Raw genomic sequence first — 22,597 nt, 5'->3', positions numbered from 1 at the left:
GTCATGCGCCGCATCTTCGTCATCCGCCACGGCAACACCTTCGCCAGCGGCGAAGAGCCGCGCAGGGTTGGTGCACGCACCGACATTCCGCTGGTAGACAGCGGCCATGCCCAGGCGGATCGGCTTGGCGCCTGGTTCGCCGATGAGGGCATTTCTGTCCGCCGCCTCCTTTACAGTCCGCTGTTGCGCGCCCGCGAAACGGCGCAGGCAATTGCCGCCGCGACAGGCCATGCGCCGGACGGCGTGCGTGACTGGCTGGGGGAGATCGACCATGGTCCCGACGAAGGGCGTCCGGAGACGGAAGTGCTGGCGCGGATCGGCGCGGCGGCGCTCGCTCGATGGGAGGAGCAGGGGATCGCTCCCGACGGCTGGATTGTCGATGCGGAAGCACGCCTTGCCGCCTGGCGGGCTTTCTTCGCCGAGCAGGAGGAAGGCGTCGACCTGCTCGTCACCAGCAACGGCGCGGCCCGGTTCGCGCTGCTGGCATTGGGCTTGCCCCCGCGCAAGCTGCGCACGGGGGCGTTCGGTGAATTTGTGGCGGACCGGGACGGGAACGTCCGTCTGGTCCGCTGGGACGAAAGGCCCTGACCTTCAGGCGACCGCCGGTTCGAGCAACCGGATCGTGCCCGCCGTCGCATCCATTTCCGCCTGCACGCCGAGCGGCAGGCTATATTGATTGGCGACATGGCCGAACTGGCCGCCCTGGAAGGCGGGGATGCCGAGCGGCTCCAGATGTTGTTGCAGCACTTCCGACAAAGTGAAGCCGCCGAAGCTGGCCCCGGCCGGGCCGCAGTCGGTGCATTGCCCGAATACCACCCCGGCCAGCTTGCCCAGCACGCCGGCCAGGCTTAACTGGGTCAGCATCCGGTCGATCCGGTAGGGTTGCTCGCTTACATCCTCGATGAAAAGGATCGCGCCGGAAAAGTCCGGCAGCCAGGGCGTCCCCATCAGCGCCGCCAGCACGGTCAGGTTGCCGCCCAGCAGCCGGCCGCGCGTCACGCCGGGGCCGAAGGTACGGATGCGCCCGGCGCGCTGCACCAGCCGGTCCTCATGCCCCACCGGATTGGCGAAGGTCGGCGTTGCACCGTCGAACGCAACCGCTCGGAAGGCGTCCCAGCTATAGCTGCCCCAACTGCTCGACGCATTGGGACCGTGGATGGTGGTGAAGCCCGCCTTCGCAGCGAAGGCCAGGTGCAGCGCCGTGATATCGGAGAAGCCGACCAGCAGTTTGGGATTTTTCCGGATCGTTGCAAAGTCCAGCAGCGGCAGGATGCGCGCGCAGCCCCAGCCGCCTCGTACCGCGAACACAGCTCGCACTTCAGGATCGGCGAACATCGCATTCACGTCGGCCGCGCGATCCGCATCCTCGCCAGCCAGATAGCCATAGCGCGCGGTCAGATGGCGTGCCGGCGTGGGGTTGAGGCCCATGGCTGTGATCGTTTCCCTGGCCAGATCCAGGTCGAAGGCGTCGTCAGTGAAGCCCGCCGGTTCGATCAGCCCGACCGTATCGCCCTGCCGCAGCCGGGGCGGACGAGTCAGCCCCGCCGCAGCCATTGCAGGGGCCGGCACTGCGCCCAGCATCGCGCCCATGCCCGCCATCCCCGCGCCTGTCATCCATGCGCGCCGGTCCATCTGCATCGTCAATAGCTGCTCCCATCCTTGTGGCGGTAGGCCCCGTTGGCCCATAGCATGTCGATATCCGAATAGTGGCAATTGCCCAAAGGATGGCGGCTAAAAAAGGCGACGAATATGCAATCGTCGGCGCTTTCCATGATCGGCGGGATAGGTGGTTCTGTTCGTCTGTGCGATCTGCTCAAGCTCTATCCTGGGCATCGCCCTGCTCCTGCCGCTGGCCAACGGGCCTGGCTTTCGCTAACCCCGCGCAATGAGCATGACCAGCCCCAATGACCCCAGCCCCAATGGCTATAGTGATCCCAAGGATGATGTCGTGGCCCTGGCCCGACACCTGCTGGCTTGTCCTTCCGTAACGCCCGCCACCGGCGATGTCTTTGCGGTTCTGGAGGCCATGCTGACGCCGCTGGGCTTCACCGTCGATCGCTTTGTCACGGGGGAGGCGCCCGACGGGCCGGTCGAAAATCTCCTCGCCTGGCGCACCATGGGCGCGGGGCCGCATTTTGCCTTTGCGGGACATCTGGATGTGGTACCGCCGGGGCCGGGCTGGGCCAGCGATCCCTTCGCGCCGGAAATCCGCGGCGACCTGCTTTACGGCCGGGGGGCTGTGGACATGAAGGGATCGATCGCGGCTTTCGTCGCGGCGCTGGGCGAGCTGCCCGGGGACCTGCCCGGCACGATCAGCCTCATCATCACCGGGGATGAGGAAGGACCGGCAGTCTATGGCACGCTGGCGCTGATGGAGCGGATGGCGGCGCGCGGCTTGCGCCCCGATCTTTGCCTGGTGGGGGAGCCGACATCCTCCCAGCGGCTGGGCGACGTGGTGAAGATCGGTCGACGCGGATCGGTCAATATGTGGATCAGCGTCGCGGGCGCGCAGGGCCATGTCGCCTATCCGCATCTGGCCGACAATCCGATCCCCCGGCTGGTCCGCATCCTGTCGCTGGTCGAGGCGGAGGTGCTGGACAAAGGCACCGACTGGTTCCAGCCCAGCAATATCGAGATCACCGACCTGGAAGTCGGCAACGCCGCGCACAACGTCATTCCGGGCAAGGCGACGGCGCGCATCTCGATCCGCTTCAACGACCGGCATAGCGGGGCATCTCTGATCGAGCGGATTCGGGCGATTGCGGCGCAAGAGGGCGGCGTGGTGGAGGCGCGGATCAGCGGCGAGCCCTTCCTGACGCAGCCGGGCGCGCTATCCGATCTGGTGAGCGCTGCCATCCGCGACGTGACCGGTGTGGAAACCGAACTGTCGACTACCGGCGGCACCTCCGACGCACGCTTCCTCTCGCGTCTCTGCCCGGTGGTGGAGTTCGGCCTCAACAACGCGACCATGCACAAGCTGGATGAGGCGGTCGCGGTCCAGGATTTGCATGACCTGACGCGCATCTATGCGCTGGTGGTGGAACGGACGCTGGCACGGGCCTGATTCCGCCCCGAGTGGGGAGGGCTGAAGACCACTTCACATTGTGGCGCACACACGCACGCACGCGTGAACGCGCGTGGCTCCCGGGGGCGAGGGCATCCCTACAATCGTCACCCCGGGCATGGCCCCGGGGTCCCACTATTGCTTTGTGTACTCAACTTTTCGATCAGAAGAAGGAAGCGGGATCCCGGGTCAAGCCCGGGATGACGAAAGGGGGATGGCAGGAAGCGACCATAAGCGGACCTTCTTTCTCCCCTCCCTTTTAAGGGAGGGGGAGGGGGTGGGTGCGCCGCGTTAGCGGCGTTCTGGCCTGGCGGTTGCAGGCTCGCTGCGCTCGCCACCCACCCCTAACCCCTCCCTTGAAAGGGAGGGGAATGTCTTGGTTCCACCCTTGCCGTCTGCCCACCAATATCAGCCCGTGAACAGCCCAATCAGACGCTATGCTGCACCAGAACCACCGGCGCGGCGAAGCGGGCGAGATAATCCTGTTCGCGGCTGGGCATGGCGAGGTGATAGCCCTGGAACAGGGAGCAGCCGATCACCCGCAGCACGTCCATCTGCGCCTCGCTCTCGACGCCTTCGACTACCACTTCCATGCCCAGGCCCTGGATTAGCCCGACGACAGCGCTGCAGATGGTCCGTGCTTCGGCCGAAATCGCGATGTCGCGCACCAGGCTGCGATCGATCTTCACCCGGTCGACCGGCAGGTCCTTCAGGCGCGCCAGGTTGGAGTAACCGGTTCCGAAATCGTCGATGGCGACCTGCACCCCTTCTTCGCGCAGTGCGCGCAGTTGCGTCAGGACGCGCGGTTCCATGTCCATTGCGAGCGATTCGGTGATTTCGAGTTCCAGCATGGCCGGCGGCGTCTGATGAGTGGCCATGGCCTGGCGCAGGCGCAGGAAGAAATCCGCCTGCGCCAGTTCACGCATACTGATGTTGATGGCGATGCGCTGGGTGATGCCGGCCCTGGCCCAGCGGGACGCGGTTTCGCAGACCCGGCTCATGATCCAGTCGCCTAGGGCGACGATCGCGCCGCTTTCCTCGGCGACGGGTACGAAAGCGCCCGGCATCACCAGATCGCGTTCGGGATGCGCCCAGCGCACCAGCGCCTCGGCCGCGACGGCCTGGCCGCTGCCGATGTCGATCAGCGGCTGGAACTCCAGCAGAAACTCCTCACGCTGCAACGCCAGCAGGAGTTCACGTTCCAGCGCGGCGCGGTCTGCCGCTTCCAGCGCCAGTTCGTCGGTGTAGATTTCCGCGCGGCCGCGACCCTCATGCTTGGCATGGTACATGGCGATGTCGGCGGCGCGCAGCAGGGCCGACAATGTGTCGCCATGATCGGGATAGCAGGCGATGCCGATCGACGCGCCCAGTTCGACATGCTGGCTGCCCAGTTCGAACCGCTCGCTGAGGGCGAACTGGATGGCGCGGGCGACGCGGGCGGGGTCGTTGTGGTGGGAGAGGGTAGGAAAGAACAGGGTGAACTCATCGCCGGCCAGACGGCCGATCACGGCGTCGCCCGCGCCGTTGCCGGTCTGGGCCGTTGCGACTTCGCGCAGCCGTCCGGCGACGCGCGCCAGCAACTGGTCGCCTGCTGCATGGCCCAGCGTGTCGTTGACGTTCTTGAACCCGTCCAGGTCGATGAAGAACAAGGCCGCCATGCCCGTGTCGGGCCGTTCGGTCAGATGGCGTTCGACCTGGCGGCAGAAGCTGGTACGATTGGCGAGGCCCGTGACCTGATCGAACAAGGCGAGCGTCTGCACATGGTCGAGATTGGTGCGCACCTGACTGAACAGGCTTTCCATGGCGATGGAAAGTTCGGGCAGTTCGACGCCGATTTCCTGAGGCACAGGGGATTGCAGATCGCCATGTGCAGCGGACGCCAGCCTTTCGGTGGCGGTATCGATCGCCTTGCCGGCGGCAGCCATGGACCGGTTGACCGCTGCCCAGCTCATCACCCCGCCCAGGATGGCGAGAATGAGCGATCCGCCGATCACGACCAGGCCATCCTCCTGGCCTCCAGCATAGCCAAGCGCCAGGGACAGGACAAAGATCAGCGCCCCTGCGACACAGGCAGTGGCGCGGCTTCTCAACGTCACGCCCTGCATTCGCCTCCCGTCCTGATTGCTGCTCCCTGTCGGAGCCCGATCCACCGGATATGAAGGACAGTGGTTAAGAAAGGATCAGCAAGCGTCGCGAAAAGGCTTTATTTTTTCCGGCGTAGAATCAGGTAGATCGCACCATCGCCACCATGGCGTGGGTGGGCGATGCGGACGCTGGCGATGCGATCGGCATAGGGACTGGTCTCCAGCCAATGTCCGATCTCACCCCTGATCGCGCCGCGCCGCGCACCGCCCGGCGTGGCGGCGTTTTTGGGCGGCTTTCCGGTCACGATCAGCAGGATGCGCGCGTCCTGCGCCAGGGCTTGGGCCAGTGCCTGGTTAAGCCTGTTATGCGCCGTGGCCAGGCTGTGGCCATGCAAGTCGATGCTCATGTCGGGCATCAGATTGCCGTTACGGATACGGCGCTCCCAGCTTGAATCAAGCGTGGTAGCGGGGGCGGGCGCAGGCCTGGGCGGAGGGGCCGGGCGGGCCTGCGGCGTTAACCCTGTTTTGGGCGGCTGCGCCGGAATGGCTGTTGGCAGCGGGCGGCGCTGCCCAGGGCGCAGCGGTCGCACCGATCGCGTCAGCGCGTCCCAGAGCGCCTCTTCGTCGTTGGTGAGGCGACGCCGGACCATGGTCCGACCGTCAGGGCCGCGAGAGCCGCGCCGCCGACCCGATCGGCAGCAGGATCAGGGCACTGCCCCGCGCCGCCATGCCGCCGGCAATGCTGCGCGCCCGCGCGCCTGCGCCCCAGAAACTGTCGAAGCGGTTGGCGCCCTTGATCGCGCCACCCGTGTCCTGCGCGATCCAGATGCCGTTGGGTTCGGCCCGGTCGAGCGAGAGCAATACCGGCGCGCCCAGAGGGATGAATTTGGGATCTGCTGCGACCGTCGCTTCTGCCGTCACCGGCACGCCCAGTGCGCCTAGTGGCCCCGTGCCGGTCAGTTCGCGGAAGAAGACGAAGCTCTTATTCTCGTTCATGATGGCCGCGCCGTCGACGGGGTTGGCGCGCAGATAGGCCATGATGTCCTGCATCGACCCGGCCTGGATCAGGCCGCGATCCTTCATCAGCTTGCCGATGCCGGTATAGTCGCGGCCATTCTGACCGTCATAGCCGATGCGCATCACGCCGCCGTCGGGCAGTTTCAGCCGACCGCTGCCCTGCACCTGCAGGAAGAAAAACTCTACCGGATCGGCGGCCCACGCCAGTTCCAGCCCGCGCCCGGCGAGCGATCCGCTGATGATCTGGCTGCGCTCGTCATAGGGGACGAACTTGGTGCCCTGCACCTTGCCCCGGATGGAGCGCCCTTTCAGGTTGTCGCTGAACTGGCCGAGGTCGACGTCGATCAGATCGGCGGGGCGGCGGTAGATCGGCACCTGATAGCCCGGTTGGCGGGTGCGCGATCCGCTGATCTCCGGCTCATAATAGCCGGTGACGAAGGCTTTGCCGTCACCCACCTGCACAGCTTCGAAATAGCGGGAGAAAAATTCGCTCGCCGACGCTTCGGGCCAGCTCGATGCGGCGGCGCAGCTATTGTTCCAGTCCGCCCCCCTTGTCAGGCCGCTTTGGTCGGCACGCCGCATCAATGTCGGGCAGGAGAGGCGGAAGGCCTGGAGCGCCAGTCGTGCCCGCTCGCCCGACGGGATCAGGCTGGCAATATCCGGCCCCTTGGTGACGCCAAGGCCCGCGGCGATGCTTTGGTCGAGCGCCGGTTCGGTCGGTGTTTCGACCGGCAGCGCGGGACGGGGCGTGGCGGGAGTGGGCCGGGCTGCGCTCTCACCTGACGGCGTGGGGCGCGTATGGGTAGGGCGTGTCGGAGCGGGGCCGGTCGATGGTGGGATCACGCCGCCCGCGCAGGCGGACAGCAGCAACGCTGCGGCAAGCGCACCCCCCGATTGGCGCAAGCTCATGCTCCGATCACGCCCAGAATCACGCTTCGTCGGTTTCGCTGAGCTTCCAGTTCGGGTCCGCACTGCGGATGTCGCGGGTGAAGGTCCAGATATCCTTGGTGCCGATCGCGTCAGTCAGCGATCCGGCGATGACATTGCCGTCCTTGTCGCGGGTGACGGCGGCGATGTCCGCTTCGAAACGCAGCGCCACCTCGGCGAAGCGGTCCTTGACCGACGCTTCGATGATCTGCGCCTTCTCGATCCGGACCAGCCGGTTGTCGAGCACATGGCCCTCCGCCTCGCGCGCCGTGATCGCTTCCTCGAAGGAGGCCAGCACATCGGCGTCGCACAGCCAGGCCAGTTGTTCGCGGTCGCCGCGCCAGAAGGCTTCCAGCACCATCTTGTAGGCGCTCTTGGCGCCTTCCGCGAATTGCGGCACGTCGAAGCTGCGGTCGGCGGCGATCAGCGCGCGCACGCCGGTTTCCGCGCCCGGCGCGATCAGCCCTTCGGCCAACCGCACCGAATCGCCGCTGTTCTGCTGTACCGGACCGGGTTGCAACACCGTCACCTTGGCGCGTTCATCGGCCGGGCGCAGTGCAGGCTCCTGCTCGTGTCCGGTACGCTTGCCCAGCACGGAATAGAGCCGCAGCGCCAGGAAGCCGGCGATCATGGCGAGGATGACGATTACATACACGGGGGCTAATACCCTTTGTTTCAATTCAGGTTCCATGGATAACATAGGCATGTTTCCCCCCAACTTCAAATAGCGGGTTGACGGCGGCGCCATTGCCCTGCTTCTGCGCCCCTGCTAAGCGCGCGGGTCATCATATTCCGGGGGCGTGCCGCCGCCGGCCAACTGGGAAAGTCAAGGTAGAGAACATGGCCGACGAAGCCGACACCACCACCACCACCGTCAACGTCCAGCCGAACGGGGCCGACACCGCGCCGCAGATCGCGTTGATCAGCCAATATGTGAAGGATCTTTCGTTCGAGAATCCGAACGCACCGGCCGTCTACCAGTGGCAGGACCAGCCGCAGATCGACGTCCAGTTCAATATTGGCGCCGACAAGGTGGGCGACGAAGTGCTGGAAGTGTCGCTGAAAATCGAGGTGAAGGCTATCGCGCCGCAGGGCACTGCCTTTGCCGTCGAACTTCTCTATGCTGCGCTGTTCGGGATGCGCAACGTGCCCGAAGACCAGATTCAGCCCTTCATGCTGGCCGAAGCCCCGCGCCTCATCTTCCCCTTCGCCCGCCGCGTGCTGGCCGACACGATCCGCGACGGCGGCTTCCCGCCGCTGCTGCTCGATCCCATCGATTTCGGCGCGCTCTACCTCCAGCAGGCGCAGCAGATGGAAGTGACGTCGGGCGAACCGGCCGGCCACGCCTGATTCCGAGATGCTCTTGATTTCCGTTCGCCCTGAGCTTGTCGAAGGGCTGCTCTTTTCTTTGGAAGAGAAGGACGGGGCTTCGACAGGCTCAGCCCGAACGGAAGGAGGGCTCATTCCATGAAACTGGTCAAGGCCCTCGGCTCGGTCGGCGGGCTGACGCTGGCCAGCCGGGTGCTGGCGCTGGTCCGCGATTCGCTCGCCGCGCGCTATGTCGGCGCGGGTTTCGCGTCGGACGCCTTCAACGGCGTCGCCTTCCGCCTGCCCAACATGTTTCGCGCCCTCTTTGCTGAGGGCGCCTTTTCCGCCGCCTTCATCCCGCTGTTCAACAAGAAGGCGACTGGCGAGGGCGGGCTGCCTGCCGGTTATGATTTCGCCGAGCGCGCGATGGCGGTGCTGCTGCCGGTCCTCATCCTCTTCACGCTCGTCCTGATCGCTGCCGCCTGGCCGATCACCTGGGCGCTGTCGGGCGGTTTTTCGCGCCAGAACCCGACGCCGGAGCAATTTTCCTTCGCCGTCACCCTGTCGCGCATCACCATTCCCTATCTGGCGCTGATATCCCTTGCCTCGCTGCTGGGCGGTATCCTCAATTCGCTCGACAAATTCTGGGTCAATGCCGCCGCGCCCATCCTGCTCAACGTCGCGATGATTACGGGCCTGTGGTTCTTCCACGGCGCCGACGAATATGCGACGGCGCGGGTGCAGGCGATGTCGGTGACGATCGGCGGCGCGCTGCAACTGCTCTGGCTGATCTGGGCATGCAAGCGCGCGGGCGTGTCAATGAAGATCAAGCGCCCGCGCCTCGACAAGGATGTGCGAGAGCTTCTCCGCCTGATCGTGCCCGCGGCCGCTGGCGCGGGCGCGTCGCAGATCAACCTGCTCGTCTCGACCGCGCTGTCGGGCTGGCTGCTCGCGTCGGGTTCCATCACCTATATCTATTATGCCGACCGGCTGAACCAGTTGCCGCTGGGCCTGATCGGCATCGGCCTTGGCACCATATTGCTCCCCACCATCTCGCGGATGCTGTCCAGGGGCGAGGATGCGGCGGCGATGGAGACGCAGAACCGGGGCATCGAACTGGCGCTGTTCCTGACCCTGCCTGCCACCGTCGCCTTCCTGGTCGTGGCGGAACCGATCGTGCGCGGGCTGTTCCAATATGGCCGCTTCACGGCGGAGGACGCGATGAGCTGCGGCTGGGCGCTGTCCGCCTTCTCGATCGGCCTGCCAAGCTATGTGCTGGTGAAGGTGCTGACGCCGGGCTATTATGCGCGCGGCGATACGAAGACGCCGGTGCGCTACGCGATGTTGTCGATCGTCATCAACATCATCGGCAATCTGGCGATGATCCCGACGCTGGGCCATATCGGCCCGCCGCTGGCGACCGCCCTCTCCTCGACGATCAATGTCGCGATGCTCTACGCGACGCTGGTCAAGCGCGGCCATTTTGCTGCCGACGCAGGGCTGCGTCGCCGTCTGCCCCGGCTTGCCGTCGCCGCGCTTATCATGGGCGTCGCGCTCTGGGCGGGCGAGGGGCTGCTCGATCCCTGGCTGACCGGGGCGATGCTCCAGCGCTATGTCGCGCTGGCCCTGCTTGTCGGCGCGGGCGTGGCGCTGTACGGGCTGGCCTCCTTCGTGACGGGCGCCTATCGGCTGTCCGACCTCAAGGCGCTGATGCGCCGACGGGGTGCAACCGCAACCAAATAAGAAAGAGTGGATAGAAGAATGCGCGTCCTTTCCGGCATCCAGCCGACCGGCAATCTGCACCTTGGCAACTATCTCGGCGCGATCCGCAACTGGGTGAAGATGCAGGATGAAATGACGGGCGATGCGCAATGCTTCTTCTTCCTCGCTGACATGCATTCGATCACCGTGCATGAAGGGCGCGAACAGCGCATCCGCAACGTGCGCGACATGGCCGCCGCTCTGGTCGCGGCCGGGATCGACCCGGATCGCTCGGTCCTGTTCAACCAGGCGCGCGTCCCCGCCCATGCCGAACTCGCCTGGTTGCTGAACGGCACGGCGCGCATCGGCTGGCTCAACCGCATGACCCAGTTCAAGGACAAGGCGGGCAAGGACCGCGAGGGCGCCTCGGTCGGCCTGTTCGTCTACCCGGTGCTGCAGGCGGCCGACATCCTGGCCTATAACGCCACCCATGTCCCGGTGGGTGAGGACCAGAAGCAGCATCTGGAATTGGCGCGCGACATCGCGGCGAAGTTCAACACCGACTTCGGCGTCGATCTGTTCACCCTGCCCGCGCCGATCATCCCCAGGGAATCGGCGCGCATCATGTCGCTGCGCGACGGCACTGCGAAAATGTCCAAGTCCGACCCGTCGGACATGAGCCGCATCAACCTGACCGATGACGATGACGCGATCATGGCCAAGGTGCGGAAGGCCAAGACTGATCCTGAACCGCTGCCCGAATCGGCCGAAGGGCTGGCGGGCCGGGCCGAGGCAAACAATCTGGTAGGCATCTTCGCCACCCTGTCGGGCAAGACGCCCGATGCGGTCTGCGCGGAATTTGCGGGCAAGGGCTTCGGTGCGTTCAAGCCGGCGCTGGGCGAATTGCTGGTCGAAACGCTTCGCCCGATTCGCGAGCGCTTCCTGGAATTGCGCACGGATGATGCCGCGCTCGACGCGATTCTCGACAAGGGAGCGGCCAAGGCGGCGGCGGCGGCGGAGCCGACCTTGCGCGCGGCCTATGATGCGATGGGGTTGATGCGCTGAGCTGATGCATTCGTGCCACAGGGTCGCGCAAAAGGGCGGCCCCTTTTCTTTGGGGCACGGAATTGCCATCTCCATAACGTTATGGATGTGAGAACATCATTTGCGCCCGTTCGATGGGTTCGTGCGTTCAAACGATGTTCAGTTGCGTTTTGCTATCGCGGAGCGCAAAGAATGATCGCAGGCGCTTCGCCTGATACAGGACGTAAAAACATGGCTCGTTTCAACAAGATCGGTCTGTTCGCGGCGCCCGCCCTGGCGCTGGTGGCATTGTCGGGCTGCGCCACGCCGTTCAAGGCCGATGTCGCCCGTTTCCAGCAGCTCCCCGCTCCCGCCGGGCAGAGCTACACCGTTGTCTCGGACGATCCCAGACTGGCCGGTGGCCTGGAATTTTCTCATTATGCCGAACTGGTCGGGCAGCGCCTGGCCCAGACCGGCTATGTCGCCGCCAGCGACCCTGCGCGCGCCGACCTGATCGTGCGCGTCGCCTATGATGTCGACAATGGCCGGGAGAAGGTGCGCTCGACCGGCTTTGGCGGAGGACCTTACGGACCGGGCTTCGGCGGTGCATGGGGCGGCGGCTTTGGCGGCCGTTGGGGTCGCCCGTGGGGCTATGGCTTCTACGATCCGTGGCTGTTCGGCGGCGGCGGTTATAACGACGTGTCGAGTTACACCGTCTACACCAGCGACTTCAGCCTCAAGATCGACCGCGCGGCCGATAATCGCCGCCTGTTCGAAGGCAAGGCGAGTGCCCAGTCGCTGTCGAACAAGCTCACCTATCTGGTGCCGAACCTGATCGATGCGATGTTCACCAATTTCCCCGGCCAGAATGGGGAAAGCGTGAAGATCACCCTGCCGCCCGAAAAGAAGGGCTAGGGGACAACCGGACAAGGGACGGCTCCCAGCCAAGACCCTGTCTGACCCGGCGCTTGAACAAGGCGCCGGGTTTTCTTTGTCAGACACGCCGGAACGGGTAGGGCGCGATCGTCCGTTCATAGCTGTGCAGGTCGAGCGCGCGCGTGACGGGGGGCAGCGCCCGGTCGGGGCAATCCCGCCGTTCGCACAGGTGGCAGGTGGGGCCGACCTCGATCGGGTCGTCCTTCTCCGCGTCGATCGAGTCGGCATGGACGATGCGCCCGGCATGTTTCGCCTCGCATCCCAGCGCGATGACCGACCTTGCTCTCGCGCCGTCCGGTCTCGGCGGCAGGGCCATCGCCAGGGTGACGAAGCGGCGGCCGTCGAGCGTCTCGATCAACTGCGTCTCGACCCGGTCAGGCGTGCGCGCATCGCAGGCGTCCCAGCGCGGGCAAAGCCCGCCATAACGCGCGAAGGGCCATGCCTCGCCGTCGAAGCGTTTCGAGACGATGCCCGCCCGGTCGATCTTCACCATGAAGAAAGGAATGCCGCGCGCGCCGGTCCGGTTGAGGCTGGTCAGACGATGGGCGACCTGTTCGGTCGATACACCGAACCGGTCACGTAGCAGGGCGATGTCGTGGCGGCTCTGCTCGGCGGCCTGGCGGAAACGGTCATAGGGCATGAGCAGGGCGGCGGCGGCATAGCTGGTGAGCGCAATGCTGGCGAGGCGGCGACTATCCTCGTCCGGCGGCGCGGCGCGGGCGATCTGCGCGCCGATCGCTTCGGCCAGTTCCTGTGCGCAGAGATGATAGGCGATGGCGAACAGCCGCCCCGATGCCGACAGCCGCTCGCTCAGCATCAGCCGCCGCCGGTGCATGTCATAATGGCGCAGCGTTCCGGCGAGTATGTCGCCGCGCATCACCTGCACGCTCATGCCGTGCCGGTCCTTGAGCCGCGCGCGCAGGTCCGCCTGGAGCAGCGCGGGATCGTCGGGCAGGTCGGCGGCGATGGCTTCGGCGCCCGCGTCGATCTCCGCGAAATGATTGCCCGCCCGCGCGATCGTCTCGCGCAGCCAGTCCACCGGCGCGACCAGCGGGGCGGGGCTGCCATGGACGACTGTTTCGCCGGGGAGGCGGCGCAGGTCGCTCAATGCCCGGTAGAAACGGGTGATCGCCTCGCTGACGCCGGGATAATTTTCCGTCACCTCTAGCACCTCGTCGCGGGCGATGCCGATGTCGCGGACCAGCGCGTCGGACAATATCTCGCTTAGTTCGCTCAGGCCCCCTTCGGCCGGGGTGGCGGTGAAATCGCGAATGTCGATGTCGTAGGTGTTGGCCAGCCGCAGCAGCATCTGTGCGGTCAACGGCCGCTGGTTGCGCTCCAGATGATTGAGATAGCTGGGGGAAACACCCAGTTCCTCCGCCATCTGCGTCTGGTTGAGTCCCAGTTCGCGTCGCAGGACGCGCAGCTTCGGCCCCAGATAAAGTTTGCGGTCGGTTAGCTCTGCCATAAGGTCATAATGTCATAGAATGACAATATGACCAAATATAATTGTGACTTATGGCCACTCATCGGCCTTACGGGCGGGCGTGTAGCTGTCTATTTCAGTGTCCATGGCCCGCATGGGCAGGAAGATGAAGGACAGAGTGATGACCACCGACATGATCGAACAGCCCCAGCCCGCCCGGTCCCGCGCGGTCTTCTCGCAGCAGGATTTCGGGCTGATCCGCACCGCCATCGCCCATTATCTGCGCGAGGTGCAGGATCAGCCGGAATCGGTCAAATATGCCAATCTCTATCACCGCCTCGGCCGCGTGGCCTGATCCAGGACTCGGCCCTCTCCTTCCTCCCCTGCAAGGGGAGGGGGACCACGAAGTGGTGGAGGGGTGTCCCGCCATCGATGGGGCGACACCCCTCCGTCACGCCTTCGGCGCGCCACCTCCCCTACCAGGGGAGGATTAGGCGTCACTGTCCATCAGAACAGTTTCGTCAGCCCGTAGAACAGCGCACCGATGGCGGCGGCGGCGGGCAGGGTGACGACCCAGGCGACGATGATGCTCGACGCCACGTTCCAGCGCACGGCCGACAACCGCCGCGATGCGCCCACCCCGACGATCGCGCCGGTGATGGTGTGGGTGGTGGACACCGGCACGCCCATATGGGTGGCCATGAACAGGGTGATCGCGCCGCCCGTTTCCGCGCAGAAGCCCTGCGCCGGGGTCAGCCGGGTGATCTTCGATCCCATGGTGTGGACGATCTTCCACCCGCCCAGCAGCGTGCCCAGGCCCATCGCCGCCTGGCAGCTCAGCACGACCCACATGGGGACATGGAAGCCGCCGGTCAGCATTCCCTGCGAATAGAGCAGCACGGCGATGATCCCCATCGTCTTCTGCGCGTCATTGCCGCCATGACCCAGTGAATAGAGCGAGGCGGACACGAGTTGCAGCTTGCGGAACACCCGGTCCGCGCCTTGCGGCGTGAACCGGCGGAAGACCCAGCTTATGACAAGCACCAGTATCAGCGCCAGGAACAGGCCCACGGCGGGTGAGATGACGATGGCGGCGCTGGTCTTGAATACGCCGTTCCACACCACCGCGCCCAGTCCCGCCTTGGCGGTGCCCGCGCCCAGCAGGCCGCCGATCAGCGCGTGGCTGGAAGAGGAAGGGATGCCCAGCCCCCAGGTGATAAGGTTCCAGGCGATCGCGCCCATCAGCGCGCCGAAGATCACCTGCGCGTCGATGATATTGGCATCGACGATGCCCTTACCCACCGTCTCGGCCACATGCAGGCCGAAGAAGAGGAAGGCGATGAAGTTGAAGAAAGCGGCCCAGGCGACCGCATATTGCGGTTTCAGCACACGGGTCGACACGATGGTCGCGATCGAATTGGCGGCGTCGTGCAGGCCGTTCAGGAAATCGAAGGCGAGCGCGACGCCGATCAGCGCGATCAGCAAGGGAAAGGCGATATGGGCGTCCATGGAACTGGCTACCGTCCTGTTGATCCGTTCGCCCTGAGCGAAGTCGAAGGGTGGGGCTGAGCCGCAGGCGAAGCTGCTTCGCTCCGCTCAGCCCGAACGGATGGAGAGCGTGAACTCAGGCGTGATCGATGACCAGGCCGGAAATCTCGTTGGCGACGTCCTCGAACCGGTCCGTCACCTTTTCCAGATGGCTGTAGATTTCGTTGCCGACGATGAAATCCATCGGATTGCCTGCCCGCGCCTGGCTGTAGAGCGCCTTGAGGCCGGCTTCATGCAATATGTCGGCATGGCCTTCCAGCTTCACCAGCCGCTCGGTCAACTCATGGAGCCGCGTCGCGTTCAGGTTCAGCGACCGCAGCAGAGGCATGGCCTCCGCGGTGATGCGCGCGCATTCGACGATCAGCGCGCTCATATCCTGCATCTGCGAGGGAAATTCCGTCACCTCGAACAGGGCGATCGCCTTGGCCGTCTGGTTCATCTGGTCGATGGCGTCGTCCATCACGCCGATCAGGCCGGTGATGGCGCTGCGGTCGAAGGGGGTGACGAAGATGCGGCGGACGTCCTGCAGCACTTCGCGGATGATGTCGTCCGCCTCATGCTCCTGGTCGGAGATCGTCTTGATATGCTCGGCCATGTCCGGCCCGCCCTTCAGCAGCCTGGCGAGTGCGTCGGCGCCGGCGACCAGAGTGGTGGCATGATCCTCGAATTGCTCGAAGAAGCGCCCCTGCTTGGGCATCAGCGCATGAAACCAGCGCAGCATTCCAGTCCTTTCATTTTGCTTCTCGCGGATCGCCAGCAGCAACCGGAAGAACCAGCCCGGATCGGCGGGCGGTTCGCGGAAGGCCGCGATGATCGATTTCAGGTCCGGTTCGTCGACCGCCGTTGCGGCGTCGGCGACAGGGAACCAGCGCAGCTCCCTTTGGCCCTGTTCGGGCCATTGCGTCAGGTGGCCAGTGACCGCAAGCGGAAAAACCTCCACCGTCGCCTCGCGCGATCCACCCCGGCGGCGGCGCTTGTCATAGCTATAGCGGCCGAGCGGGGCGGGACAGGCGATGCCGTGGATGCCCGCTTCCTCATAAGCTTCCAGTTCGGCGGCGCGGTGGCCGGCCAGTCCCTTGATGCGATTGCCCTTGGGAATCACCCAGCGCCGCGTGTCGCGCGACGTGATGAGCAATATCTGCATCGATCCGTCGGCGGCGGTGGAATAGGGCAGGGCGGCAATCTGGCGCATGGACCGCTTGTAACGAAATTGTCACAGATCGCAATGACCGCAGGACAGGGCCGGGACGGCGCCAGCGCGCCCCGACCGTCTCAAAAATGTACCAAAGGCGCTCTCAAACAAACCCTTATAGCGAGAAGCGCGCGGTGAGGCGGATGTCGCGTCCCGCCAGCGGTGCATAATCCTTCAGGAAGCTGGCATGACGACGGGCTTCCACGTCGAAGATGTTGTTGGCCGACAGCATCAGCGTCGTCCGGTCATTGCCGGGCAGCGGCTTGAACGAGAGCGAGGCGTTGACCATCGTATAGCCGTTGGTCGGCGTTTCAAATTCGGTCACGCGATCCTGGTCGAAGACATGTTCGACCTCGGCACGGGCGGACAGGCGATCGCCCTGCGCTTCCAGCCCGCCCAGCATCCGCAATGGGGGAATGCGCGGCGCGGGGCCATCGCCCTTGATCGTGGCGTGGACATAGTCGGCCAGACCATCGACATTGATCTTGTACCCGCCCAGTTGGGCCAGCGTGACCGACGCTTCGGCTTCGAAGCCATAATAGCGCGCATCGGCCTGGGAGAAAGCATAGCAGGGGAATTCCATATCCGCGCCGCCATTGGCGGCCTGACACACGCTATCGTCGGCGATGCTTTCATAGATATAGCCGCTGAACCAGTTGTGATAGGCGGCGAGGCTGACGCTATAGCCTTCGCCCGCCCCGCGCAGCGTGCCTTCGACGCCCCAGCTCTTTTCCTTGCGGAAATCGGCATTGCCCAGTTCGAAGGCCTGGGTGCCGGCATGATTGCCGCGCGCGAACAATTCTTCGGCGGACGGCGCTCGCTCGCTGCGCGACAGGTTCAGGCCCACACGCCAGCCCGGCACGACCGCCTGGCTGACGCCCAGCGACCCCGAAATGGCGTCGAAGCTGCGGCGGCGGCCGTCGAAGAACAATGTGTCGTCCGCATCGGCCTGGAGGTTGGTATGTTCATAACGGACGCCGCCTTCCAGCCGGGTGTTGCCCAGGTCCAGCGATTGCAGCGTGAAGATACCGATCTGGTCGGTCTCATTCTTCGGCAGGAATTTCTCCTCGCCATCGACCTCGAACCGGCGGGTGAAGAATTGCGCGCCGAATGCGCCGTCCCATCCGCCGCGCTTGGCCTGGACGAACTCCAGCCGGCTTTCCATCGACTGGTTCTTGAACGTGGTGCCGACTTCGCCCGTATCCTCGATTTCCTGATGCTGATAATCGGCGAAACCGGCGCGCAGGCGGATGCTGTCCAGAAAGCCGCCATGCACGGCAACTTCGCCGCGCAGGTCGACACGATCCTGCTTCATCCGCAACCGCACCTGTTCCGCTTCTGCGTCGGGGTCGAGCGAATAGCGGATCGGCACGCCATAGAAATTGTCGGTGTGGGCGAAGGACACCCCCAGATTGCCGCCATCATCGATATAGGCGGCGCCGCCGGCCACTTCCCACATCCGCCCGGCGCTGTTGGGCAATTTGCCGCGCAACGTGGCAAGATCCCGGATTTCCGCATTGTCGCTGGCGGCGGCTTCCGCACGCAGGGCAGGCGTCAATATATAGTTGCCGGTGTCGAGGTTACCGGTCTTGGCATAGGTGCCGTCGAGATGGACGACGAATTTCTCGGCCAGCGGCACCTCGATTTCGCCCGCGCCGCTGCGCTCGTTGGCGGCGCTGCCATAGGAACCGAGCGCGTCGATGTGGATCGCTTCGTCCGGCACGCGGCGGGGGATGCGGCTGTCGATGACGTTGACCACGCCGCCGATCGCGGATGATCCGTACAGCAAGGCGGACGGCCCGCGCAGCACCTCGATCCGGTCGGCGGTCAGCGGATTGATTGCGACGGCATGGTCGACCGAGGTGTTGGACACGTCGAAGCTGCCGATGCCGTCGGTCAGGATGCGCACGCGCTCGCCCTGGAATCCGCGCAGGATCGGGCGTGAGGCGTTGGGGCCGAAGGAGGTGGCCGATACGCCGGGTTGGCGGGCCAGCGTCTCGCCGATGCTGGTGCGCAGCTCGCGGTTCAGCTTGTCCCCCGTCAGGACCGAGGTGCCCGAAAGAATGTCGCCCTGCCGGCGCGGGATCAGCGCGGTGACGACGATATCGGCCTTGTTCTGGTCATGATAGGCCTGATCGGGCGCGGCGGAATCGGCCGGCGCCTGGGCGAAGGCGGCAGGGGCGAGGCAGAGGGCGGACAGGCAGAGGGCGGACAGGCAGAGGGCGGACAGGCAGAGGGCGGACAGGCAGAGGGCGGATGGAGCGCAGCCGCTTCGGAGCGTCGAAAAATGGGACATCAGGGACTATCATCCTTGTCAGGGGTGAAAGGGAATGAGACCCTGTATCTATAATGTTATAATATATCAACGTTGGTTTGGTGCATCATGTTGCGACCAGCCTGAAGGAAGCCGCTGGCACCGATCCGACCTGTTCAACGTTAGAGGAAGAGAAAATCCGCCAGTGCCTCGACGGCGGGCGTTTCGCTGGCCTTGGGGCCTATCGCCTGACGAATCTCGATCGAGGGCAGCGGCATGTCCAGCGGCAGGCGGCTGATCCCCTCCATCCGCCCCAGGTCGCGGGCGAGCGCGCCGAACGCCGGGAACAGTCCCGCCTCCTCACGCAGCGCGGCCATCACCGCGAACATATCGTCGCTTTCCATCACGATCGGTCCCAGCCTGGCGCGGCCGCGCTTCAGCGCCGCTTCGATCAGGGGGCGGGTGGCGTTGCGGTCGTCCATCGCGATCGCCGGGCTGATCGCCAGATCGGCGCGCGACACGCTCGATGCGCGCGCCAGGGGATGGGCGGCGCCCGCATAGAGGTTGAGCTGCTCCGACCAGCCATAGCGCGACGGTGGGTCGTTCGGCGCGCCGAGGGCGTAGAAATAGGCGATGTCGGCTCCCCCCCGCCGCAACGCCGTCGCGGCATCTTCCGCCGACTGGACATGCAGGTCGAGCGTGATGGCGATATCCTCATTCGCCGCCTCGAAAGCTGACAGCTTTTCCTGCAACTGGCCGAATACGGGCGCGGGAGCGGCGAGCAGGATCGTCTGTCGAGGCGGTTCGGCCGGCGTCGGCGCGGCCTCTCGTGGCGGGAGAGGCGTCGCCGATGGCACGGGATCGTCCTGACCCAGCAAGGTCATGGCCTGGGCGGTCTTGTGTCCCGCCGGGGTCAGCCGCGCCGCGCCTGTCAGATCCTCGAACAACCGATAGCCCAGCCGCATTTCCAGCGACGCCAGATCCCTGGCGATTGTTTCGGCCGGCACGCCCAGCATGGTCGCGCAGCGGGTCAGGCTGCCGGCCGCAACCATCTGCGCAAAAAGGTCAAGTTGGCGCAGGGAGGGGCGATCCATGACGGCCTGATAGAGGAAATGATGATGTCGGGTAAGGGTGATCTTGACGAGATTCCGGCGACGATGGCGGGGCGCTCCTTTGCCGGGCGGGTATAGCTCAATGGTAGAGCACTAGCCTTCCAAGCTATGCATAATCCAGCATTTCCGGGCCGGCTTGACCGAATCGCGAGCAATCCGCGAGCAGAGGTCATGGACCGCCTTCAGCACCTTTCCAGTATCGCCTTATGCGGCGGCCTCGATAAGCTCCATCGACAGGTTTCTTATATTTCCCTCGCGTTTGAGCGGGTCGAACCTCAATAGCTTACCTCGGCGCGCCGGCATTAGATCGAATGTGAAGATGTTCGGACCGCCCATCACCCTATGCGTTTGAGACCTGTTCTCCACGAAGGGATAGCCTTCCTCACTGCTCTCAAAGAGTTGGGCTACGCTCTCAACATCGCTCTCCATGGATATCTTCAATTGATATCGCCGATCATGTTTGAAAGGCGTGTTGTTGAATATGATCTGGGGGTCTTGGCCTGTCGATGTGAGACGTGATGCATCTCTTTTGGCAAACTGAAGATGATTGTTGATTTCGCCGGCCCCGATACGGTCAAAGCACATCGCATCCACCTGGCTGGCCCATTCTGCATATCGGGCGAGATATGGCCGATAGGCGAGCTGAGCCTTCAAGGCGGATACAAAGGAGTCCGACGGGTGATAGTTTGTCCGGCCGTAACCACCGAGTACTACGCTTTCTGCCTCGGCGTCGGATCGAACCTTGCACAGATACCGCTCTGCATTGGCCGAGACGATATCATCCGGGCCAAACAGATCGACTAGCTCAGGCTGAAAGAGGTCCGACCTCACATAAAGAATGTCCCGGTAGAATGTGGATAGCGGCGTCAAGCAGGTCCACAGAAAACTATCCCCTAATGCCAACAGCCGGCGCCTGCTGGCAGAACGCGGATTGTGAGCGATAGTCACATTGTCCGTGTTGCTGGGCAGAAATGGGCGGTTGTCCCAGATTCGCTCGGTCCTCTGCAGCGTCTGCAAAAAGCGTTCTGGCAAAGGCTTCCGGGTGCCTGCCATAATCGCCAGGTCGCCCAGCCGATCGCGCTCTTCCGCTTCCATGCATGAGAGAGGATCATGCCTGTGACCGAGCCGCCGCAGTATCTCGCGAGACACGATGGCGTTGCCTGTTTCCGTCATGTGGGTGTCCTGCCGGCTGAAAACCGGACAGCTTGCCTTTTCTTCAAGAAGCGTCGGTCGCGGATATAAGATGCTTTCGACCATTGCAGCATCGATGGCGCCAGCATATTGGCGCTCATAAAGGCTTTGGACCTGCCCCCTTATTTCTGCCGGGAGATATTCGGTCATGGTGACAGGTTTGGATGGGAAAACGACATGAAGATAGGGGATGTTGCGGGCGGCGCAAAACTCTGTCCGCCCCTTCAGGTTCGCGACAAGATTATCGACTGAGGATTGGCTGGCGCTTGATTTTCCGGTCAGAAAATCAAATTGGCGTTGCCCTCCCTGCCATAGGAAGGCCCAGCCATCCTCGCCAAACAGAACATTCTTCTTGATATCCCCCGGCTTGAACAAAGCGGCTTCCCCCTAGGAACAATGCTTCTGTATAAGCCGAGATTAGAGAGAATTTACATCCCGGTAGAGGAATTATTGCAGCCTGGACCAATCCGCTATGGCCGCGACCCTGTCTGTATGCGGCCAAGCTGATGATCGCGCTGGGCCTGAATCTGACTGACAAGGAAATCGGGAATTTGGTGGGGTGGCCCCGGAACAGGTGTCAGAAATTCGTACGCACTATGTTGACGACGCAGCTATTGTCGTGGCACTGGGCAACCGTCTCGCGCGGGCGGCTGTAAAACGCCCTGTAAAACGCTGGGCAGAAATGGCCATAAGCCATTGAAATGCGGGTATAGCTCAATGGTAGAGCACTAGCCTTCCAAGCTTGTGATGCGGGTTCGATCCCCGCTACCCGCTCCAGCCCTTCTCATCCTGCCTTCGACGGTGGGCCAGAGCTTCCTCGTTCGATCAGCGTGAACTGGAAATGCGGCGCATCGACCGGGCCGCTGGCGAGCGCTTCGATCACGGATCGACCCATATCTTCCAGCGGCTGGCGAACGGTGGTCAGCGGCGGCCAGGAGGTGAGGCTGGCCGTGGTGTCATCGAACCCCGTCACCGACAGGTCTTCCGGCACGCGCAGCCCGATGCGGTGCGCCAGCGTCAGCACGCCCAGCGCCATTTCGTCATTGGTGGCGAAGACCGCGCTCGGCGGTTGGGGCAAGGCAAGCAGCGTTTCGCCCGCCTCGATGCCGGAGGCGAAATCGAACTGGCCCGGTACGAACAACGCCTCGTCCACAGCGATCCCGGCTGCCGTCAGCCCTTCGCGGAACCCTTCGACCCGGCGGAGCGCGGCATGATGGGTAAGCGGCGGGGTGATGACGCCGATGCGCCGGTGGCCAAGGCCGATCAGATGATCTGCCATCATCCGGCCTGCGGCGTGTTCCGGCGTGTGGATGGTGAAGCTCGCTCCCCCAATTTCCCCGGCAATGCGCGCGCAGGGCAGATTCATCTCGGCGAGACGCGCGAGCAGTCCTTCATCGTCGGACAGCGGCGGCACCAGCAGTACCCCGTCCGGGCGCAACGCCGCGACCAGCCGTTCCAGCACCTCGAACCGTTCCTCGGCGCCCGGCGAGATCGGCTCGACTACCAGATGATAGCCCAGTTCGCGGCAGCGCCACGCCGCGCCGATCTGGATGCGGCTGACATAGCCGGGGGCGGGGTTGTTGTAGAGGAAGGCGATCATGAAGGAGCGGCCACCCGCCAGCCGCCGCGCCGACTGGTTGGGGCGATAGCCGAGCTGGTCGATCGCCGTCTGCACCCGTTCGCGCAACTCGGTGCTGACATTGGGCGCCTTGTTGACCACGCGGGACACGGTCTTGATCGATACCTTGGCGAGGGCGGCGACGTCATGGATGCTCGTCATAGACCTTGGCTCGGAACGTGGGAAAAGGTTGTCA

At 64.4% G+C, this 22,597-nt stretch carries 19 protein-coding genes and 1 tRNA gene; 8 read left to right on the top strand and 12 right to left on the bottom strand.

The features are described from left to right. The first annotated feature begins 3 nt into the window (after positions 1-3). A complete protein-coding gene (locus MOK15_RS09665) occupies positions 4-588 on the top strand; it encodes a histidine phosphatase family protein (RefSeq protein WP_242931418.1) in 585 nt (194 codons plus the stop codon). A 3-nt stretch (positions 589-591) separates the two neighbouring features. On the opposite strand, the gene MOK15_RS09660 is transcribed toward MOK15_RS09665, so the two are convergent. After that, positions 592-1,638 (bottom strand): LD-carboxypeptidase, encoded by a 1,047-nt coding sequence (locus MOK15_RS09660; RefSeq protein WP_242932706.1) that lies wholly within the window; start codon positions 1,636-1,638, stop codon positions 592-594. Between the two features lie 247 nt (positions 1,639-1,885). Here MOK15_RS09660 and dapE point away from each other — a divergent pair, with 247 nt between their 5' ends. Next, positions 1,886-3,064 (top strand): succinyl-diaminopimelate desuccinylase, encoded by a 1,179-nt coding sequence (gene dapE, locus MOK15_RS09655; RefSeq protein WP_242931417.1) that lies wholly within the window; start codon positions 1,886-1,888, stop codon positions 3,062-3,064. A 428-nt stretch (positions 3,065-3,492) separates the two neighbouring features. On the opposite strand, the gene MOK15_RS09650 is transcribed toward dapE, so the two are convergent. The 4 genes from MOK15_RS09650 to MOK15_RS09635 form a co-directional block, all read right to left on the bottom strand. After that, on the bottom strand, positions 3,493-5,169 hold the full coding sequence (locus tag MOK15_RS09650; RefSeq protein ID WP_242931416.1) for an EAL domain-containing protein: 1,677 nt from the start codon (positions 5,167-5,169) through the stop codon (positions 3,493-3,495). A 98-nt stretch (positions 5,170-5,267) separates the two neighbouring features. Further along, positions 5,268-5,798, bottom strand: coding sequence for a Smr/MutS family protein (locus tag MOK15_RS09645; protein ID WP_242931415.1), 531 nt, complete (start codon positions 5,796-5,798; stop codon positions 5,268-5,270). Between the two features lie 10 nt (positions 5,799-5,808). After that, the gene (locus MOK15_RS09640) at positions 5,809-7,074 is read right to left on the bottom strand and encodes a murein transglycosylase A (protein ID WP_242931414.1); all 1,266 of its coding nucleotides are present in this window, start codon (positions 7,072-7,074) and stop codon (positions 5,809-5,811) included. Positions 7,075-7,093: 19 nt separating this feature from the next. Beyond that, the gene (locus tag MOK15_RS09635; RefSeq protein ID WP_242931413.1) at positions 7,094-7,747 is read right to left on the bottom strand and encodes a Tim44/TimA family putative adaptor protein; all 654 of its coding nucleotides are present in this window, start codon (positions 7,745-7,747) and stop codon (positions 7,094-7,096) included. A 185-nt stretch (positions 7,748-7,932) separates the two neighbouring features. On the opposite strand from MOK15_RS09635, the gene secB reads away from it, so the two are divergent. From secB to MOK15_RS09615, 4 genes are all read left to right on the top strand, one after another. Next, a complete protein-coding gene (secB, locus tag MOK15_RS09630) occupies positions 7,933-8,442 on the top strand; it encodes a protein-export chaperone SecB (RefSeq protein WP_242931412.1) in 510 nt (169 codons plus the stop codon). A gap of 117 nt (positions 8,443-8,559) precedes the next feature. Beyond that, the gene (gene murJ / locus MOK15_RS09625; RefSeq protein WP_242931411.1) at positions 8,560-10,143 is read left to right on the top strand and encodes a murein biosynthesis integral membrane protein MurJ; all 1,584 of its coding nucleotides are present in this window, start codon (positions 8,560-8,562) and stop codon (positions 10,141-10,143) included. An 18-nt stretch (positions 10,144-10,161) separates the two neighbouring features. Continuing rightward, positions 10,162-11,166: a tryptophan--tRNA ligase gene (gene trpS / locus MOK15_RS09620; protein WP_242931410.1), complete on the top strand. Its 1,005-nt coding sequence runs from the start codon at positions 10,162-10,164 to the stop codon at positions 11,164-11,166. 210 nt (positions 11,167-11,376) lie between these two features. After that, positions 11,377-12,039: a DUF4136 domain-containing protein gene (locus MOK15_RS09615; protein WP_242931409.1), complete on the top strand. Its 663-nt coding sequence runs from the start codon at positions 11,377-11,379 to the stop codon at positions 12,037-12,039. 79 nt (positions 12,040-12,118) lie between these two features. On the opposite strand, the gene MOK15_RS09610 is transcribed toward MOK15_RS09615, so the two are convergent. Then, complete coding sequence (locus MOK15_RS09610) at positions 12,119-13,528, bottom strand: XRE family transcriptional regulator (RefSeq protein ID WP_242931408.1); 1,410 nt, start codon at positions 13,526-13,528, stop codon at positions 12,119-12,121. Between the two features lie 139 nt (positions 13,529-13,667). Between MOK15_RS09610 and MOK15_RS09605 the strand changes: the two genes are divergently transcribed. Further along, positions 13,668-13,841, top strand: a complete 174-nt coding sequence (locus tag MOK15_RS09605) for a hypothetical protein (RefSeq protein WP_242931407.1) — start codon at positions 13,668-13,670, stop codon at positions 13,839-13,841. A gap of 152 nt (positions 13,842-13,993) precedes the next feature. On the opposite strand, the gene MOK15_RS09600 is transcribed toward MOK15_RS09605, so the two are convergent. The 5 genes from MOK15_RS09600 to MOK15_RS09580 form a co-directional block, all read right to left on the bottom strand. Beyond that, on the bottom strand, positions 13,994-14,995 hold the full coding sequence (locus MOK15_RS09600; RefSeq protein WP_242931406.1) for an inorganic phosphate transporter: 1,002 nt from the start codon (positions 14,993-14,995) through the stop codon (positions 13,994-13,996). A gap of 115 nt (positions 14,996-15,110) precedes the next feature. After that, positions 15,111-16,226: a DUF47 family protein gene (locus MOK15_RS09595; protein WP_242931405.1), complete on the bottom strand. Its 1,116-nt coding sequence runs from the start codon at positions 16,224-16,226 to the stop codon at positions 15,111-15,113. A 115-nt stretch (positions 16,227-16,341) separates the two neighbouring features. Further along, a complete protein-coding gene (locus MOK15_RS09590; protein ID WP_242931404.1) occupies positions 16,342-18,522 on the bottom strand; it encodes a TonB-dependent receptor in 2,181 nt (726 codons plus the stop codon). A 140-nt stretch (positions 18,523-18,662) separates the two neighbouring features. Then, entirely contained in the window at positions 18,663-19,574 is a 912-nt protein-coding gene (locus tag MOK15_RS09585; protein ID WP_242931403.1) for a LysR family transcriptional regulator, read from the bottom strand. Between the two features lie 222 nt (positions 19,575-19,796). Further along, positions 19,797-21,158 (bottom strand): hypothetical protein, encoded by a 1,362-nt coding sequence (locus MOK15_RS09580; protein ID WP_242931402.1) that lies wholly within the window; start codon positions 21,156-21,158, stop codon positions 19,797-19,799. A gap of 328 nt (positions 21,159-21,486) precedes the next feature. On the opposite strand from MOK15_RS09580, the gene MOK15_RS09575 reads away from it, so the two are divergent. Beyond that, a tRNA-Gly gene (locus MOK15_RS09575) sits at positions 21,487-21,560 on the top strand. Positions 21,561-21,567: 7 nt separating this feature from the next. Here MOK15_RS09575 and MOK15_RS09570 read toward each other — a convergent pair. Beyond that, complete coding sequence (locus MOK15_RS09570) at positions 21,568-22,563, bottom strand: LacI family DNA-binding transcriptional regulator (RefSeq protein WP_242931401.1); 996 nt, start codon at positions 22,561-22,563, stop codon at positions 21,568-21,570. Positions 22,564-22,597 lie beyond the last annotated feature (34 nt).

It is taken from the genome of Sphingobium sp. BYY-5 (genome assembly GCF_022758885.1).
Classification (GTDB): domain Bacteria; phylum Pseudomonadota; class Alphaproteobacteria; order Sphingomonadales; family Sphingomonadaceae; genus Sphingobium.
This window is presented reverse-complemented; position numbering and strand designations above follow the sequence as displayed.